We start from the raw sequence: 15,519 nt of genomic DNA, 5'->3' as shown, positions 1-15,519 counted from the left end.
GCCTGCTGTCTGGTCTGTCCGGCTCGGCACTGTGCCCCGGAATTTGCTGTGATAGTGCGGTGCCGACGTTCACGCCCATCTCCCCCGCGGCGGTGGCGGGGCTCGTCGCCGACCGGCTGGCCGCCTTGCCGGGACGACGGGTGCTCGCCGTCGACGGTGCCGACGCGGCCGCGCCGGTCGAGCTGGCCCGCCGGATCGCCGACACGCTCGCCGAGCGGGGACGGTCGGCCGAAGTGGTCGCGCTGCACGATTTCGTCCGCCCGGCCTCGCTGCGGATGGAATACGGCCGCGACGACGAATGGTCTTATCGCACAGCCTGGTTCGACTACGACGCGGTGCGCCGCGAGATCCTCGACGCGGTCCGGACCGCCGGGCGCTGGTTGCCCGCGCTCTGGGACGAGGCGCGGGACCGGTCGGCCAGGGCCTCGATCCGCCCCGCGCCCGCCGATCTGGTCCTGGTGCTCGCCGGGCCGATGCTGCTGGGTCGCGGCCTGGACTTCGATCTCACCGTGCGTCTCGAGCTGAGCGACCAGGCCGCGCTGCGCCGCACCCCGCCCGCGGAGCGGTGGACGCTGCCCGCCCTGCGCGAGCACGCCGCCGAACACCCCGAGACCGCCACCTGGACACTGCGCTGGGACCACCCGGACCGGGCGGCCCTGCGCATCGGCCCATGACCCGGATAGTCGAGAGCCCCGGCCGATACACCGGCCGGGGCTCTCGGGTCACGGGATCAGGCGCAGGCGACCGACTGCTGACCCAGGTTGGTCAGCATGGTGCACGCCCAGGCCTTCTGGACCTTCCACTTGCCGTCCTCGGCCACGAACGGCACATCGACCACATTGGTCTGACCGTTCACCGTGAAGTTCGCCTTCGCGTTCACACTGTCACCGAAGGAGGTCACCTCGGTGACCTGCACCTGCACATTGGCGTCCTTGGCCGCCTGGGCCAAACGGTTCGGCAGCTCCGGATCGGCGGAGACACCCTGCACGAAGTCGAGCTTCTGCTCGTTCGGGACGGCGGGATCCAGCGCGGTGGTGAGCTGCTCGCTCAGCTGCGGAACCGTCGGCACGGGCGGCAGGTTCGCGGCGTTCGTGGCCGGGGCCTTGGCGCTGGTGGTGGTCTTCGCGGCGGGCTTGTCGCCCTTGTCGTCGCTGCACGCGCTCAGCCCGAGAGCCGCGACCACGGCCAGACCTGCGATAGCGATACGTCCGGTCTTACCAAACTTCATCCACTCGTCCTTACGTTCGGGTCAGGCTCTTCGCCCTCCGGGCGACGGCACGGACCCGCGCCACACGACGCAGGCCTCGATGCCACGGCCCGGACGCTACCCAGCGATGGTGTGGAAACTCTGAGAACCCGGCAACGATGGTCTGTGAGAGGTGGCCGGGCGCACGACATCACACCAGGCGGTGGCCACCGTCGACGTGCAGGACCGTGCCCGTGACGAACGGGTTGCGCTGGACCGCGAGGAAGGCCTCGGCGAGGTCGGCGGGCGTGCCGAGTCGGCCGGCGGGGAGGCGGGCGGCCATGGCGCGGTGGCGTTCGGCTTTGTCGGCGGGGGCGAAGGCATTCCAGATCGGCGTGTCCACCCAGCCGGGCGACACGGCGTTGACGCGCAGCGGAGCGAGTTCCACCGCGAGCGCGGCGACCAAGCCCGCGAGCGCGGCGTTGACCATGGCGACCAGGGATCCGCCGGGGGCGGGCCGGTAGGCGGCGATACCGGAGGTGACCGTGATCGAACCGCCGTCGGCGACCCTGGCGTGTTTGGCGACGAGGGCGGGGCCGATCATCTTGGCCGCCACCACTTTCGCCGCGATGTCGGTGTCGAAGGCGGTGATCGGCTGGTAGGCGCCGGTCATGTCGGCGGCGGTGACGACGACGTGGTCGACGGTGCCGGTCGCGCCGAACAGGCGGGCGATGTCGGCCTCCCTGGTGATGTCGGCGACGACCGTGCGCAGGGTGCCCGGGTGCTGGTCGAGTTCCCGCGCCGCCGTCGCGAGCCGATCCGCCGACCGGCCCGCGATGGTCACCTCGGCGCCGTCGGCGAGCAGCCGATGCGCCAGGGCCAGACCCATGCCCGAGCTGCCGCCGATGATCACTGTGCTGTTCTCACTCATGGAGCCAGCTCAGCACCGAGGCAGGGCGAAACTCCATGTCCGGCAGCCGAACCGGCGTTCGCCGATCCCTAACAGCCCAGCTCACGGGCCACGAGCGCACCGCCTGTCGCACGATGCGCTCGTGCCCGCGACGGTCAGCGCAGCGCGGCGACCGCGGCGACCAGCCGGGCACCGGTCGACGCGTCGGCGGCCGCGATCAGCCCGTGCGGCGCGGTGTGCAGCGGGCCGCCCGCCAGGTTGGTGACGGTGCAGCCCGCGGCCTCACACACCGCGATGGCGGCGGCGAAATGCACGCTGTCGCGCAGATCTCCGCCGGTGACGTACGCGGCCCGGCGACCGGCCGCCACCCAGGCCAGGGCCAGTGAGGTCGACAGCACGCGCGCGTGGAACTCCCCGGCGAAACCGGGCGCGTCGAACAGGCGCGCGGGACTCGACCAGGGGAAGTCGTGATCCAGATCGACATCGACGAGCCGGCTGTCGGCCCGGGGTAGGAGCGGTTGATCCGCGCCGTCGCTGCGTAGGTAGGCGCCGTCGCCCGCCGTCCAGAACACCTCGTCGGCGAACGGATCGGCGACGGCGGCGACCCCGATGGCGGCGCCGGTCCGCAGCGCGACGTTCACCGCGACGAACTCCGTGCCCACCGCGAAATTCCGTGTCCCGCACAGGGGGTCGACGAGCCAGGTGCGGTCGCTGCGGGCCGCGCCGGTCACCCCCGATTCCTCGGCGAGAAAGCGATCACCCGGACAGGCGGTCGCGAGAACATCGAGAATGGCCTGTTCGGCGGCGAGGTCTGCCTGGGTGGCGAAATCGTCACCCTCCTTGGCGTACCGGGTGAGCGGCGCGTGGAACGCGGACCGGATCACTCCCGAAGCGACTTGTGTTGCGTGAACTGCGATTTCAACATCCGAGTGGTGCACCGTCTCCAGGCTACGCACCCCGAAGATCACCTGCGGGCGAACGAGAACCGGCCGTCACATCGGCGCACGCCACCGGCCCGCCGCGGTGGTCTCGGCCACCGCGGCGTGGATCGGATGCCCGCTCGCGGCCCGCCATACCGCCACGTAGTCGACCGGGATCGGGCCGTCGCGCAGCGGGCGCCACGCGAGACCGGGATGGTCGCGGACCCGATCGGAGCTCAGGCCGACCAGATCGGTGCGATGCGGGAGGACCGCGAGCAGCTGCGCGTGTCCCATCGCGCTGTCGCTCAACCGGATTCGGGCACCGCGTGCGGCCAGTTCGGCGAGCAGCGCGCGATGCAGGCCGGGCGCGGAGTCGCGGGCGAAGAGCACCAGTTCGTGGTCGTCGAGCAGCTCGGGGGTGATCTCGGCGTGCCCGGCGAGGAGATGCCGCGCGGACATCACGAGGCCGAGTCCCTCACTGGCGATCGGCCGGGCGGTGAACTGCTCGGGAATCTCGAGCGGCCCGCGGACCAGCGCGAGGTCCACCTCGTCGGCCGCGAGCATGCGCAGCTGATCGGCGGTGGTGCCACCGGTGAGGACCAGGCGCGCGCCGACCGCACCGGCGAGCGCTTCGAACCGCGCGGGCAGCCAGGCAGGCGCACCGTTGAGCAGGCCGAACCGCACCACCTGGGCACCGTCGGTACTCGCGCGCCGGGTCTCGCGCACCGCCGTCTCCGCGGCCGCCAGGACGGCGCGGCCGGTGCGCACCAGGGTCTCCCCCGCCGCGGTGAGCTCCACGCGTGGTTCGCGCACCAGCAGTGGACCGCCGAGTTCGCGTTCGAGTACCCGGATCTGCTGACTCAGCGTTGGCGCCGTGATGAACAGGCGCTCGGCCGCGCGCCGGAAGTGCAGTTCCTCGGCGAGCACCACGAAGTACCGCAACTGCCGAAGTTCCATTCCCCCGACCCTACCGACGTCAGCGGGCCAGGTAGACGGCCAGACCGAGGCCGAGGACGCCGACGGTCACCCGCAGCAGCGTCGGCGGAATCACCTTCACCACCGGCGGACCGCACCAGCCGCCCGCCAGCGCGCCCAGCGCCAGCGCGAGCGCCGCGCCCCAGTGCACCGGGCCGAAGGCGGCGAAACCGACGGCGGCGACCAGATTGGCGATGCCGAGCAGGAAGCTCTTCAGAACCGAAGCGCTCCAGAGCGATTCGGAGGTGCACAGCAGCATCATCGACAGATAGATGACCCCGGCGCCCGCGCCGAAATAGCCGCCGTAGGTGGAGATCAACAGGATCCCGAGCGGCACGATCCAGGGCGCGCTCAGCTCACCGACATGACGGCGCACCAGCGGCTGCACCAGCAGGGCGATCGAGGCGATCGCGACCAGGAACGGCACCACCACCTCGAACGCGCCGTCGGGTGCCACCAGCAAGGCCAGCGCGCCCAGCAGCCCGCCGATCGCCGAGAGCGCCGCCCAGCGCACCAGGGTCGGCCCACGATCGACGAGTTCGCGCCCGGAATTGGCCGTCGCCCCGACTCCGACGGCCACCATCGCGACCGTGTTGGTGACATTGGCGGCGACGGGCGGCAACCCGGCGGCCAGCAGGGCCGGGTAGGAGACGATCGAGGCCATCCCGGTGACGAACCCCACCAGTCCGGTGAAGAATCCCGCGACGACCAGCAAGAAGAAGTCGAGCGCGGTCACGGACCGACTGTACGGTATGTCCACACGGCAGCAATTCGGCCCTCGGGCCCCCGACGACGGTGGGCGCCGTGCTCACGCACGACGCCCACCGGTACCGACGACTTCGAGGCCGGATCGGCCTCAGCTCACCAGCCGCGCTCGGCGAGGCGGTGCGGCTGCGGGATCTCCTCGACGTTGATGCCGACCATGGCCTCGCCCAGGCCGCGCGAGACCTTGGCCAGCACGTCCGGGTCGTCGTAGAAGGTGGTGGCCTTCACGATGGCGGCGGCGCGCTGCTCGGGGTTGCCCGACTTGAAGATGCCGGAGCCGACGAACACGCCCTCGGCGCCGAGCTGCATCATCATCGCGGCGTCGGCCGGGGTGGCGATGCCACCGGCGGTGAACATGACGACCGGCAGCTTGCCGGTCTGGGCGACCTCGCGGACCAGCTCGTACGGGGCCTGCAGTTCCTTGGCGGCGACGAACAACTCGTCCTCCGACAGCGAGGTCAGGCGGCGGATCTCGGCGCGGATGGTGCGCATGTGGGTGGTCGCGTTGGACACGTCACCGGTGCCCGCCTCGCCCTTGGAGCGGATCATGGCCGCGCCCTCGGTGATGCGGCGCAGGGCCTCACCCAAGTTGGTGGCGCCACAGACGAAGGGGACGGTGAAGTTCCACTTGTCGATGTGGTTGGCGTAGTCGGCGGGGGTGAGCACCTCGGACTCGTCGATGTAGTCGACGCCGAGGCTCTGCAGGATCTGCGCCTCCACGAAGTGGCCGATGCGGGCCTTGGCCATCACGGGGATGGAGACGGCGGAGATGATGCCGTCGATCATGTCCGGGTCGCTCATCCGGGAGACGCCGCCCTGGGCGCGGATGTCGGCCGGGACCCGCTCGAGCGCCATGACGGCCACCGCGCCGGCGTCCTCGGCGATCTTGGCCTGGTCCGGGGTGACCACGTCCATGATCACGCCGCCCTTGAGCATCTCGGCCATGCCGCGCTTCACGCGGGCGGTGCCGACGGTGGTGGTGGTCTCAGGCGTAGTCACGGCTGTCTCCTGTGTCATGTGCGCCAATCAGGTCGCTCGGTATGGACACCGTCGATTCTAGAACCGTCCCCATTCGGCCTTCATAGCCAGTTGAGGTCCACTGGCCTTGCCGCGACCAGCGGCGATGCCGCCGCCACCCGTCGCTGGCCTGCTCCGGTGGCCCGCCGCTCAGCACGCGTCGGCCGTTTCCACGGTCGGCACCGGGCGGCGTCCGAACCGGTCGGCGAGCACGATCAGCGCCGCGCCCGCGGCCGCCGCTGCGCCGCACCACAGCGCCGCGACCGGGTCGCCCACCCGATCGACCACCACCCCGGCGGCCACCGGACCCAGGATCGCGCCGATGTTCAGCGCGGTGGTCGCCAGCGCGCCGGCGAGACGGGGCGCGGTGCGCGCCGAGGTCCGCACGATGGTCGCGATCAACGCCGACCCGACGCCGAACGCGGCCGCGCCGGTGACGAACGTCATGACCGCGACACCCGCCGTCGTCCGCGCGGTCAGGGCCGCGAGTGCCCAGACCGCGACGAGTCCGGCCGTGCCGACGGTGATGATCGACGGGCCGAACCGGTCGCTGAACCGGCCGGTGAGGGTCACCCCGGCGAACGAGCCGAGACCGAACACCGCCAGGGCCGCGGGCACCCAGCCGCTGTCCGTCCCGGCGACTGCGGCGGTGATGGTGCCCAGGTAGGTGAACCCCGCGAAGGTCGCGGCGTTGACCAGGACCCCGGCGGCCACCGCGACCCGCACCGGACGCACGCCGAGGACCGCCCATTCGGCGCGGATCGAGGTGCCCGCGGTGGTGTCGGCGGCCCGCGGCAGCAGCAGCGCCACCGGGACGAGCACCACCGCGCTCACCAGCGCGACCGCCCAGAAGGCCGAACGCCACCCCCACAGCTGACCGAGCACGGTGCCCGCCGGAACCCCGGCGACGCAGGCCACCGTCACGCCCGACACGACCACCGAGGTCGCCCGCCCGATCAGCGCGGGCCCGACCAGCGTCGGCAGCGCGGCCAGCACGATCGCCAGGAACCCGGCGTTGGCGACCGCGGCGACGACCCGTGTCGCGACCAGCACCGTGATGTCGCCCGCGAGCGCGCCGACGACGTGGGCGAGACAGAACACCGCGAGAAACGTTGTCGCCGAACGCCGCAGCGGCCACCGGCCCGCGGTGAGGGCCATCGTCGGCGCGCCGAGCACCATGCCGACCGCGTACACCGCGGTCAGCAACCCGACGGTCCCGAGCGAGACGCCGAGGTCGCCGGCGGTCCGCGCCAGCAGCCCCGACATCATGAATTCCGATGTGCCCTGCGCGAATACCGCGACAGCGAGCACGAAAACCCCGATGGGCATGGTTGATCAACTCTCCGGAGATCGGGACACCGCACGCGCGGTGTCCGAGAGGACGCGGCACGGGCGGAGTACGGCCCGCCGCGAGGAATCGAGGATCATCCGGCATCGCGAACGACACGTCGCCCCGGTCATCGGACCGAGGGAGCTCGTTCACGCGACGCCATCCGGCCCGTGGGCCGGACGGCTACCTTCTGGATGCCTCCGGAGAATTCACCCGCCCACCGTATGCGCGGGAACATCGTCCGCGCCAGTTGTTTTGCGCCCGATCGGGTCAGCGGATCGAGCGGACGACGTGTTCGGTGTCGTCGGAGGCCACCGCGGCGGCCTCGGTGAGGAGTTCGTCGAGGTGGTACGGGTAGACCGCCTCGCCCTGATCGTCGAGGGCGCGGATGTCGGCGGGGGCGCACCAGCGGTGATCGGTGATGGTGCGGCGTTCGAGCGCGTTCAGGGCCGCGGGCCGCCACTCGAAGCTCGGGGCGCGCAGTGTGAAGAACAGTTCCTCGGAGCGGATGAGCTCACCGTTGAACGGGAACACCGCGACCCGGCGCCACAGCGGACCGCGCAGCGCGGCCGGATCGACCCGCTGGCCGGTCTCCTCGTACAGCTCGCGCACCGCGGCGTCGCGCAGGCTCTCCCCCGGTTCGACCCCGCCGCCGACGGTGAACCAGAACGCCACCTCGGGCAGCATCGGATCGTGGCCGCGCAGCAGCAGCACCCGGTCCTGCTCGTCGAGCAGGACCACCCGGGCGGAGGTGCGGGTGGTGTTCACGTCCAGGCCGGTCGCCGCGGCGGGCGTGGCCCGCTCGGTGATCTCGAAGTAGTGCGGCAGCGGCGCGGTACCGCCCAGGTGCAGCACCCGCACCGGCCGCCGGGTACGCAGCGCGAGGGTGTCGCGGACGGCGTCGTTGTGGAATCGGCGCGCGATCAGCACGCGTGCCTCGGCGTCGGCGAGCTCGGCGACCAGCTGCGGCCGCAGCTGGTCGATGTCGACCAGGCTCAGCGCGGCGGAGAGCTGGTTCTCGACGGTCTCGCGGTCACCGCGATCGGCCCGCTCCGCGCGATCGGCCAGCGCGGCGAGCTGGGCGGCCCGCTCACCACGCCGCGAGTCGGTGCTCACCGGCCCGGCGATCGCCATCGCCACCGCGCGCGCTACCACCGCGCGCCGGGCCAGCGCCGCGTCGAGCGCCTGCCAGGACTGATCCGAGCGCACGTGCAGCCGGTCGAGCCGGTTGGCCGTGGAGTACGCCCAGACACCGAGCGCGAGGACGAGGACGGCGATCAGCCCGAGAACGAGGACCGAGGTCGCGGAGAACGTGATCATCCGGCGGCCCGCACGCGGAGATCGCCGACGGTGACGGTCTCGTAGACCCGCAGGATCTGCTCGGCCACCACCGGCCAGTCGTAGGCGGCGACCACCTGGGTCGCGGTGCGCACCAGTCGCTGCCTGGTCTCGTCGTCGGTGAGGACGGTGTCGATCGCGGTGGCCAGGGCGGCGGAATCGCCGACGGGGGTGAGCAGGCCCGCGGTCCCGTCGCGCAGCACCCGGCGGAAGGCGTCGAGCTCACTGGCCACCACCGGGGTGCCCGCGGCCATCGCCTCGATCAGGATGATGCCGAAGCTCTCCCCGCCCAGATTCGGCGCGACGTAGACATCGGCACTGCGCATCGCCGCGGCCTTCTCCGCGTCGGAGACCTGGCCGAGGAAGCGCAGGTGCCCGGCGTGCTCGCCCGCCTCGCGGCGCAGCCGGTCCTCGTCGCCGCGCCCGACGATGAGGATCTGCACGTCGGGATGCCGGTCGATCAGCGTGGGCAGCGCGCCGAGCAGCACGTCCATGCCCTTGCGCGGCTCGTCGAAGCGGCCGAGGAACAGCACCGTCGCACCCGCGCGCGGATAGCCGTCGAGCAGCGGGCCGCGGGCGAACGCCGAGACGTCGACACCGTTGGGGATCTCCACCGCGTCCGAGCCGAGCGCCTCGACCTGCCAGCGCCTGGCCAGCTCGGAGACGGCGATGCGGCCGTTGATCTTCTCGTGGTACGGCCGCAGCACGCCCTGAAAAGTGCTCAGTACCAGCGATTTCGTGGTCGAGGTGTGGAAGGTCGCGACGATCGGGCCCTCGGCGATCTTGAGCGCGAGCATCGACAGGCTCGGCGCGTTGGGCTCGTGGATGTGCAGCACGTCGAAGTCGTTGCTGTCGATCCAGCGCCGGATCCGGGTGTAGGCCATCGGCCCGAACGACAGCCGCGCCACCGACCCGTTGTACGGAATCGCCACCGCGCGGCCCGCCGACACCACGAAATCGGGTAGCGGGGTGTCGTCGGAGGCGGGCGCGAGCACGCTCACCTTGTGTCCGCGTTCGAGGAAGACCCGGGCCAGCTCGACCACATGGGCCTGCACCCCGCCGGGAACGTCGAAGGAGTACGGGCACACCATGCCGATCTTCACCGCGCTCCCCCTGTCTGCGCGGCGGCGATGCGGGCCCGTCGCTCGGGCGACAGATCGGCTTCCCACAGCGGTTGCAGCATGTGCCAGTCGGCCGGATGCTCGGCGATATTGGCCGCGAACCGGTCGGCCAGCGCCTGGGTGGCGGCCGCGACGCCCACGGAGACATCCAGTGGCGCTTCGGTTTTCAGTCCCCAGTTCTCGGTGCCGTCGGCCTCGACGGTGAACCACCCGTGCACCGGCATCAGCGCGGCGCCGGTCTCGATGGCCAGCTTGGCGGCGCCGGCGGGCATCCAGGTGCGCTCGCCGAAGAAGTCGACCGGCACACCCTTGCCGGTGAGGTCGCGCTCGCCCATCAGGCAGACGATCCGGTTCTGCCGCAGCCGGTCCGCGAGCTGCCCGAACGGCGGCTGCTCACCACCGGTCAGCGGGAACACCTCGAAACCCAGGCTCTCCCGATAGGCGACGAAGCGCTCGAACAGCGACTCCGGCTTCAACCGTTCGGCCACCGTGGTGAAGGTGTCGTAGTGCTGCACCAGCCACACCCCGGCCATGTCCCAGTTGCCCGAGTGCGGCAGCACGAAGATGACGCCGCGGCCCCGCTCCAGGGCCGCGTCGAGGTGTTCGAGGCCGTCGACGTAATAGTCGATGGTGCTGTGGTCCATGCTGGGCAGCCGGAACGCCTCGCGCCAATACCTGGCGTAGGAGCGAATGCTCGCGCGCATCAGGTCCGCGGGCACCTCGTCGGGACGCACCCCCAGCACGCGCGCGAGATTGCGCCGCAACTGCTCCGGTCCCCCGTTCTTCACCGCCCGATCGGCGCCCAGGTCGAACACCTTGCGCACCAGGGGTTCCGGCGCCGACCGCACCACGCGCCACCCGGCGGCGTAGCCCAGATCGCTCACCCGCTCGGCGAGGGTCACGACGCCGCACCTCCGGTCGCGCCGGGCTGCGGGGCAGGCGGGATGACGGTCCGCGCGCCCGGCGAGTTGCGCACCGCGAGCACCCGCTGGAACACGGTGATGACGCTGGCCACCACCAGGATCCACATGGCCACGTAGACGGCCCAGGTGAGCCATTCGATGCCCCAGTGCCCGCCGATGCCGGTGAGCCCGGCGCCGACCAGCACGATGACCAGCCGGTCCGGCCGCTCGATCAGCCCGCCGTCGGCGGACAGACCACTGGCCTCGGCGCGCGCCTTCGCGTACGAGATCACCTGCGAGGTGACCAGCACGATCAGCGTCGCCGCGAACAGCTCCTTGCTCTGCTCGTGGTAGACCGCCCACCAGGCCAGACCGCCGAAGATCGCGCCGTCGGCGACCCGGTCGCAGGTAGCGTCGAGGACCGCGCCGTACTTCGTGCCGCCGCCGCGGGCCCGGGCCATCGCCCCGTCCAGCATGTCGAACATGACGAACAGCCAGATGACCATCGTGCCCCAGAACAGGTGCCCGGTGGGGAACAGGGTCACCGCGGCCGCGATCGTCGCGGTGGTACCGATCAGTGTCATCGCGTCCGGGGTGAGCCCGGTACCGACGAGCGCTTTGCCCAGCGGCGCAGTCGCTTTCGCAAACGTCTGGCGGCCGAAGAAGCTGAGCACGGTTGTTATTCCTCCCACGCCTCCGCCAGCAGCTGCCGCGTCTCGCGCAACAGCTGAGGCATCACCTTCACCCCGCCGACCACGGTGATGAAGTTCGCATCCCCACCCCAGCGCGGCACGATGTGCTGGTGCAGGTGGTCGGCCAGCGAACCACCGGCCACGCCGCCGAGATTGAGCCCGACATTGAATCCGGCGGGCCGCGAGACCCGCTTCATCACCCGGATGGCCCGCTGTGTGAAGGCCATCAGCTCCGCGCTCTCGGCGGCCGTCAGATCCTCCAGGTCGGCGACCCGGCGGTACGGCACCACCATCATGTGCCCTGGGTTGTACGGGTACAAGTTGAGCACCGCATAGACCTGTTCGCCGCGCGCGATGATCAACCCGTCCTCGTCCGACATCTTCGGGATGTCGGTGAACGGGTGACCCGTGGCGTCCTTGGGCTTGATCTCGCCGGTGATGTAGGACATCCGGTACGGCGTCCACAGCCGCTGCAACCGGTCGGGCTGACCGGCACCCGCGTCGACGATCGACCCGGCCTCCGAGGCGATGCTCTCACTCATGAGGACGCCTTCGCCGCGCCGACGACCTCGAACCCGTCCGCGGTGGGCGAGGTGTTCTCGCGGTTGGCGATCCAGCTCAGGACGGTGGCGACCGCGTCGTCGACCGGCACGCCGTTGACCTGGCTGCCGTCGCGGAACCGGAAGCTGACCGCGCCGGCCTCCACGTCGCGCGCGCCGGCCAGCAGCATGAACGGCACCTTCTGCGCGGTCTGGTTGAAGATCTTCTTCTGCATCCGGTCGTCACTGCGGTCGACCTGGGCGCGCACGCCCCCGTCCCGCAGCCGCTCGATCACCGCGTCCAGGTGCGGGGCGAAGTTCTCCGCGACCGGGATGCCGACGACCTGCACCGGCGCGAGCCAGGCCGGGAAGGCACCGGCGTAGTGCTCGGTGAGCACGCCGAAGAACCGCTCGATCGAACCGAACAGCGCGCGGTGGATCATCACCGGACGCTGCTTGGTGCCGTCGGAGGAGGTGTATTCCAGGTCGAACCGCTCGGGCAGGTTGAAGTCGAGCTGGATGGTCGACATCTGCCAGGTGCGGCCCAGCGCGTCCTTGGCCTGCACGGAGATCTTCGGGCCGTAGAACGCGGCGCCGCCCGGGTCCGGCACCAGGTCCAGGCCCGAGGCCTCGGCGACCTTGGCCAGGGTCTCGGTGGCCTCTTCCCACAGCTCGTCGGAGCCGACGAACTTCTTCGGGTCCTTGGTGGACAGCTCGAGGTAGAAGTCGTCGAGGCCGTAGTCCTTGAGCAGCGACAGCACGAACTGCAGCGTGGTGGTCAGTTCCGCGTGCATCTGCTCCTTGGTGCAGTAGATGTGCGCGTCGTCCTGGGTCATGCCACGCACGCGGGTCAGGCCGTGCACCACGCCGGACTTCTCGTAGCGGTACACCGAGCCGAACTCGAACATCCGCAGCGGCAGCTCACGGTAGGAGCGGCCGCGCGAACGGAAGATCAGGTTGTGCATCGGGCAGTTCATCGGCTTGACGTAGTAGTCCTGGCCGGGTTTCCGCACGGAGCCGTCCTCGTTGAGTTCGGCGTCGAGGTGCATGGCCGGGAACATGCCGTCCCTGTACCAGTCGAGGTGACCGGAGACCTCGAACAGATGCCCCTTGGTGATGTGCGGGGTGTTGACGAACTCGTAGCCCGCGTCGATGTGGCGCTGCCGCGAGTACTCCTCCATCTCCTTGCGGATGATGCCGCCCTTGGGGTGGAACACCGGCAGGCCCGAACCGAGCTCGTCGGGGAAGCTGAACAGGTCCAGCTCGAGGCCCAGCTTGCGGTGGTCGCGGCGCTCGGCCTCGGCCAGCAGGTGCAGGTACTCGTCCATCGCCTCGGCCGATTCCCAGGCGGTGCCGTAGACGCGCTGCAGGTCCTCGCGGTCCTGGTCACCGCGCCAGTAGGCGGCCGAGCTGCGGGTCAGCTTGAAGGCGGGGATGAACTTGGTGGTGGGGATGTGCGGGCCGCGGCACAGGTCGCCCCAGATCTTCTCGCCGGTGCGCGGGTCCAGGTTGTCGTAGATGGTCAGCTCGTTGCCGCCGACCTCCATGATCTCCGGGTCGTCGATGCCGGACTTGTCGCTGATCAGCTCGAGCTTGAACGGCTCCTTCGCCAGTTCCTCCCGCGCCTCGTCGATCTCGACGACGCGACGCGAAAAGCGCTGCGCGCCTTTGATGATCTTCTTCATCCGGGACTCCAGCTTGGCCAGATCCTCGGGGGTGAAGGGCCGGTCGACCCGGAAGTCGTAGTAGAAGCCGTCCTTGATCGGCGGGCCGATGCCCAGCTTGGCGTCGGGGAACTCCTGCTGCACCGCCTGGGCCAGCACGTGCGCGGCCGAGTGCCGGATCACGCTGCGGCCGTCCTCGGTGTCGGCGGCGACGGCCTCGACCTCGACGTCGGTGTCCGGGATCCAGGACAGGTCCTTGAGCGCGCCCTCGGCGTCGCGGACCACCACGATCGTGTCCGGTCCCTTGGTCGGCAACCCCGCTTCCCGCACCGCCGCGCCCGCGGTAGTCCCGGCCGGCACCCGGACGAGGGCGACAGGGCTGATCGGTGCAGAGGTGGTCACGGGAATGCTCTCCTTGACGTCACGTCCGGCGGGGCTGTCCCGCACGGCGCAGGCTCGATCCTGCGAACGCGACCATGCTAGCTGTTCCGCCTCCCCGCGATTCTGGCCAGAGTCGTGTTCGTGTCGCGGATCGCGGGCGGCCGGCGGTTCGCATCGAGTCGCCGCCGCGCGCGGCACTCGGTCGCGAGAGCGAAATCCGGTCCCGCCGCCGTTCAGGTTCTGCGCGAGATGACCATGAGGTATTCGCAGGGAGCGTCCGTCCGGTTGGCGAAACCGTGGTCCGCGTCGGCCTGGAAGAAGATCGAGTCGCCCGCGTTCAGCGTCTCGATGATGCCGCCGATCGCGACGGTGAGGGTGCCGTCGAGCACCACGAGTTGCTTCTCGCTCCCCGGCGGATACGCGGGCAGCAGCCCGGTGGAGACCTGTGCGGGCAGGTAGTGGGCGACCATTTCGCCGCCGCCCACGCCAGGGGCCGCCGACACCATGTGCCGCTCGAAGCCGGTGTCGGGGTCACGGAAAACGGGGCGATCGCTCTTGCGCAGCACAACGGCCACACCGGATGTCGTAGCGGCTCCCCCGCCGATCAGGTCCGACAGCGACGCGTCGAGCGCGTGGGCGATCCGGGAGGCGACGCCGATCGTCGGACTCTTCTCGCCGCGTTCGACCTTGGACAGCATCGCCCGGCTGACCGAGGACTGCGTGGACAGCTGCTCCAGCGTCAGACCCGCGTCCTCACGGCGTCGCCGGACATTGGCACCGAACGCACCGGCCAGGTCGTCACCCCGGGGTGGTTCGGCCACGTCTCCGCCTTGCTCGACCACCGCGCTCCTCGGTTGCTGGGTATCCGCCGCCCACAGTGTAGACATTCTCCTATAGGAGAACTAGTCTCCCAAAGTAGAGGCGCAGCGGCGCCCACGACGGAGGCTTCCATGCGTTTGATCTCGACCGGCCGGCACCATGCCACGTTCGAATTCGGTGACCTACACGTGATCTCGTTGCGCGACGGGTACATCGACATGCCACCGACCCGGCTCCGCGACGAGGAAGGGCGCCCGCTCCCCGTCCTGCCGACCGCCGTGCCGCTGGCCGGCGACAATCTGCGGCTGTCGGTCAACGCCTTCTTCGTCACCGACGGCACCCGGTCGGTGCTCATCGACACCGGCGCGTCCGACGTCTGGCACGACCCCACCATGGGCTTGATCTACGACGCACTCGACGAGGCGGGTATCGACCGCGCGCGGATCACCGACGCCGCCATCACCCACAACCACGAAGACCACGTGAGCGGCCTGATCACGCCGGACGGCGCGGAGGCGTTCCCCGAACTGGAACGGGTGTGGATCGGCGCGGGTGACACCGCGGTGTTCACGGGGCGGCTCGCGCCGCTCCGCGACCGGGTCGTCCCCGTGACCGAGCAGGTCGCGATCAACGACTGGGTCACCGCGATCCCGACACCGGGCCACACCCCCGGCCACACCGTCTACGACGTCAGGAGCGGCGCAGGCCGCCTTCTCGTCTGGGGCGACACCGTGCACGTTCCCACGCTCCAATTCGATCAGCCGAACTTGTCCTGGGAGTTCGACGGCGACCAGGCCCAGGCCCGCGTCGCACGCGCGGCCCTGCTCGAACAGCTGATTCGACCGGATCACTTCGTCGCGGGCGCCCACCTCGACTCCCCCGGCATCGCCCGCGTAACCCCCTCCGGCGCCGGTTACGCGCTGGAGTATCTCGCGCCACCGATCGGCTGATCGAGGTCCT

At 70.7% G+C, this 15,519-nt stretch carries 16 protein-coding genes; 2 read left to right on the top strand and 14 right to left on the bottom strand.

Translation table 11 applies throughout. The features are described from left to right. The first annotated feature begins 59 nt into the window (after window positions 1–59). A complete protein-coding gene (locus ACFYWJ_RS16320; protein ID WP_355277337.1) occupies window positions 60–674 on the top strand; it encodes a hypothetical protein in 615 nt (204 codons plus the stop codon). Between the two features lie 56 nt (window positions 675–730). On the opposite strand, the gene ACFYWJ_RS16315 is transcribed toward ACFYWJ_RS16320, so the two are convergent. The 14 genes from ACFYWJ_RS16315 to ACFYWJ_RS16250 all read right to left on the bottom strand — a co-directional run bounded on the left by ACFYWJ_RS16315 (window position 731) and on the right by ACFYWJ_RS16250 (window position 14,561). After that, window positions 731–1,228 carry a hypothetical protein gene (locus ACFYWJ_RS16315; protein ID WP_355277339.1) on the bottom strand — a complete coding sequence of 166 codons (498 nt, stop codon included), beginning with the start codon at window positions 1,226–1,228 and terminating at the stop codon, window positions 731–733. A gap of 169 nt (window positions 1,229–1,397) precedes the next feature. Further along, complete coding sequence (locus ACFYWJ_RS16310) at window positions 1,398–2,117, bottom strand: SDR family oxidoreductase (RefSeq protein WP_355277342.1); 720 nt, start codon at window positions 2,115–2,117, stop codon at window positions 1,398–1,400. Between the two features lie 134 nt (window positions 2,118–2,251). Then, a complete protein-coding gene (locus ACFYWJ_RS16305; RefSeq protein WP_387208196.1) occupies window positions 2,252–3,034 on the bottom strand; it encodes an inositol monophosphatase family protein in 783 nt (260 codons plus the stop codon). A gap of 54 nt (window positions 3,035–3,088) precedes the next feature. Then, window positions 3,089–3,973, bottom strand: coding sequence for a LysR family transcriptional regulator (locus ACFYWJ_RS16300; protein WP_355277347.1), 885 nt, complete (start codon window positions 3,971–3,973; stop codon window positions 3,089–3,091). Between the two features lie 19 nt (window positions 3,974–3,992). Beyond that, window positions 3,993–4,727: a sulfite exporter TauE/SafE family protein gene (locus ACFYWJ_RS16295; protein ID WP_355277350.1), complete on the bottom strand. Its 735-nt coding sequence runs from the start codon at window positions 4,725–4,727 to the stop codon at window positions 3,993–3,995. Between the two features lie 125 nt (window positions 4,728–4,852). Further along, on the bottom strand, window positions 4,853–5,773 hold the full coding sequence (gene pdxS, locus ACFYWJ_RS16290; RefSeq protein WP_355277352.1) for a pyridoxal 5'-phosphate synthase lyase subunit PdxS: 921 nt from the start codon (window positions 5,771–5,773) through the stop codon (window positions 4,853–4,855). A gap of 150 nt (window positions 5,774–5,923) precedes the next feature. Next, window positions 5,924–7,102, bottom strand: coding sequence for a Cmx/CmrA family chloramphenicol efflux MFS transporter (locus tag ACFYWJ_RS16285; protein ID WP_355277353.1), 1,179 nt, complete (start codon window positions 7,100–7,102; stop codon window positions 5,924–5,926). A 271-nt stretch (window positions 7,103–7,373) separates the two neighbouring features. After that, a complete protein-coding gene (locus ACFYWJ_RS16280) occupies window positions 7,374–8,420 on the bottom strand; it encodes an NUDIX domain-containing protein (protein ID WP_355277828.1) in 1,047 nt (348 codons plus the stop codon). Continuing rightward, window positions 8,420–9,544: a glycosyltransferase family 4 protein gene (locus tag ACFYWJ_RS16275; protein ID WP_355277354.1), complete on the bottom strand. Its 1,125-nt coding sequence runs from the start codon at window positions 9,542–9,544 to the stop codon at window positions 8,420–8,422. Before ACFYWJ_RS16275 ends, ACFYWJ_RS16280 begins: the two co-directional genes overlap by 1 nt. After that, window positions 9,541–10,464 carry a phosphatidylinositol mannoside acyltransferase gene (locus tag ACFYWJ_RS16270; RefSeq protein WP_355277356.1) on the bottom strand — a complete coding sequence of 308 codons (924 nt, stop codon included), beginning with the start codon at window positions 10,462–10,464 and terminating at the stop codon, window positions 9,541–9,543. Before ACFYWJ_RS16270 ends, ACFYWJ_RS16275 begins: the two co-directional genes overlap by 4 nt. Beyond that, entirely contained in the window at window positions 10,461–11,138 is a 678-nt protein-coding gene (gene pgsA / locus ACFYWJ_RS16265; RefSeq protein ID WP_355277359.1) for a phosphatidylinositol phosphate synthase, read from the bottom strand. Before pgsA ends, ACFYWJ_RS16270 begins: the two co-directional genes overlap by 4 nt. Window positions 11,139–11,143: 5 nt before the next feature. Further along, entirely contained in the window at window positions 11,144–11,698 is a 555-nt protein-coding gene (locus ACFYWJ_RS16260; protein ID WP_355277362.1) for an HIT domain-containing protein, read from the bottom strand. Continuing rightward, on the bottom strand, window positions 11,695–13,761 hold the full coding sequence (gene thrS / locus ACFYWJ_RS16255; RefSeq protein WP_355277365.1) for a threonine--tRNA ligase: 2,067 nt from the start codon (window positions 13,759–13,761) through the stop codon (window positions 11,695–11,697). Before thrS ends, ACFYWJ_RS16260 begins: the two co-directional genes overlap by 4 nt. A gap of 212 nt (window positions 13,762–13,973) precedes the next feature. Next, on the bottom strand, window positions 13,974–14,561 hold the full coding sequence (locus ACFYWJ_RS16250) for an XRE family transcriptional regulator (protein ID WP_355277367.1): 588 nt from the start codon (window positions 14,559–14,561) through the stop codon (window positions 13,974–13,976). A 129-nt stretch (window positions 14,562–14,690) separates the two neighbouring features. Here ACFYWJ_RS16250 and ACFYWJ_RS16245 point away from each other — a divergent pair, with 129 nt between their 5' ends. Beyond that, window positions 14,691–15,509: an MBL fold metallo-hydrolase gene (locus ACFYWJ_RS16245; protein WP_355277370.1), complete on the top strand. Its 819-nt coding sequence runs from the start codon at window positions 14,691–14,693 to the stop codon at window positions 15,507–15,509. Window positions 15,510–15,519: the final 10 nt, after the last annotated feature.

The organism is Nocardia sp. NPDC003269 (assembly GCF_042888005.1).
GTDB lineage: Bacteria > Actinomycetota > Actinomycetes > Mycobacteriales > Mycobacteriaceae > Nocardia.
The sequence above is the reverse complement of the archived record's forward strand: the minus strand, read 5'-3'. Positions and strand labels throughout refer to the sequence as shown.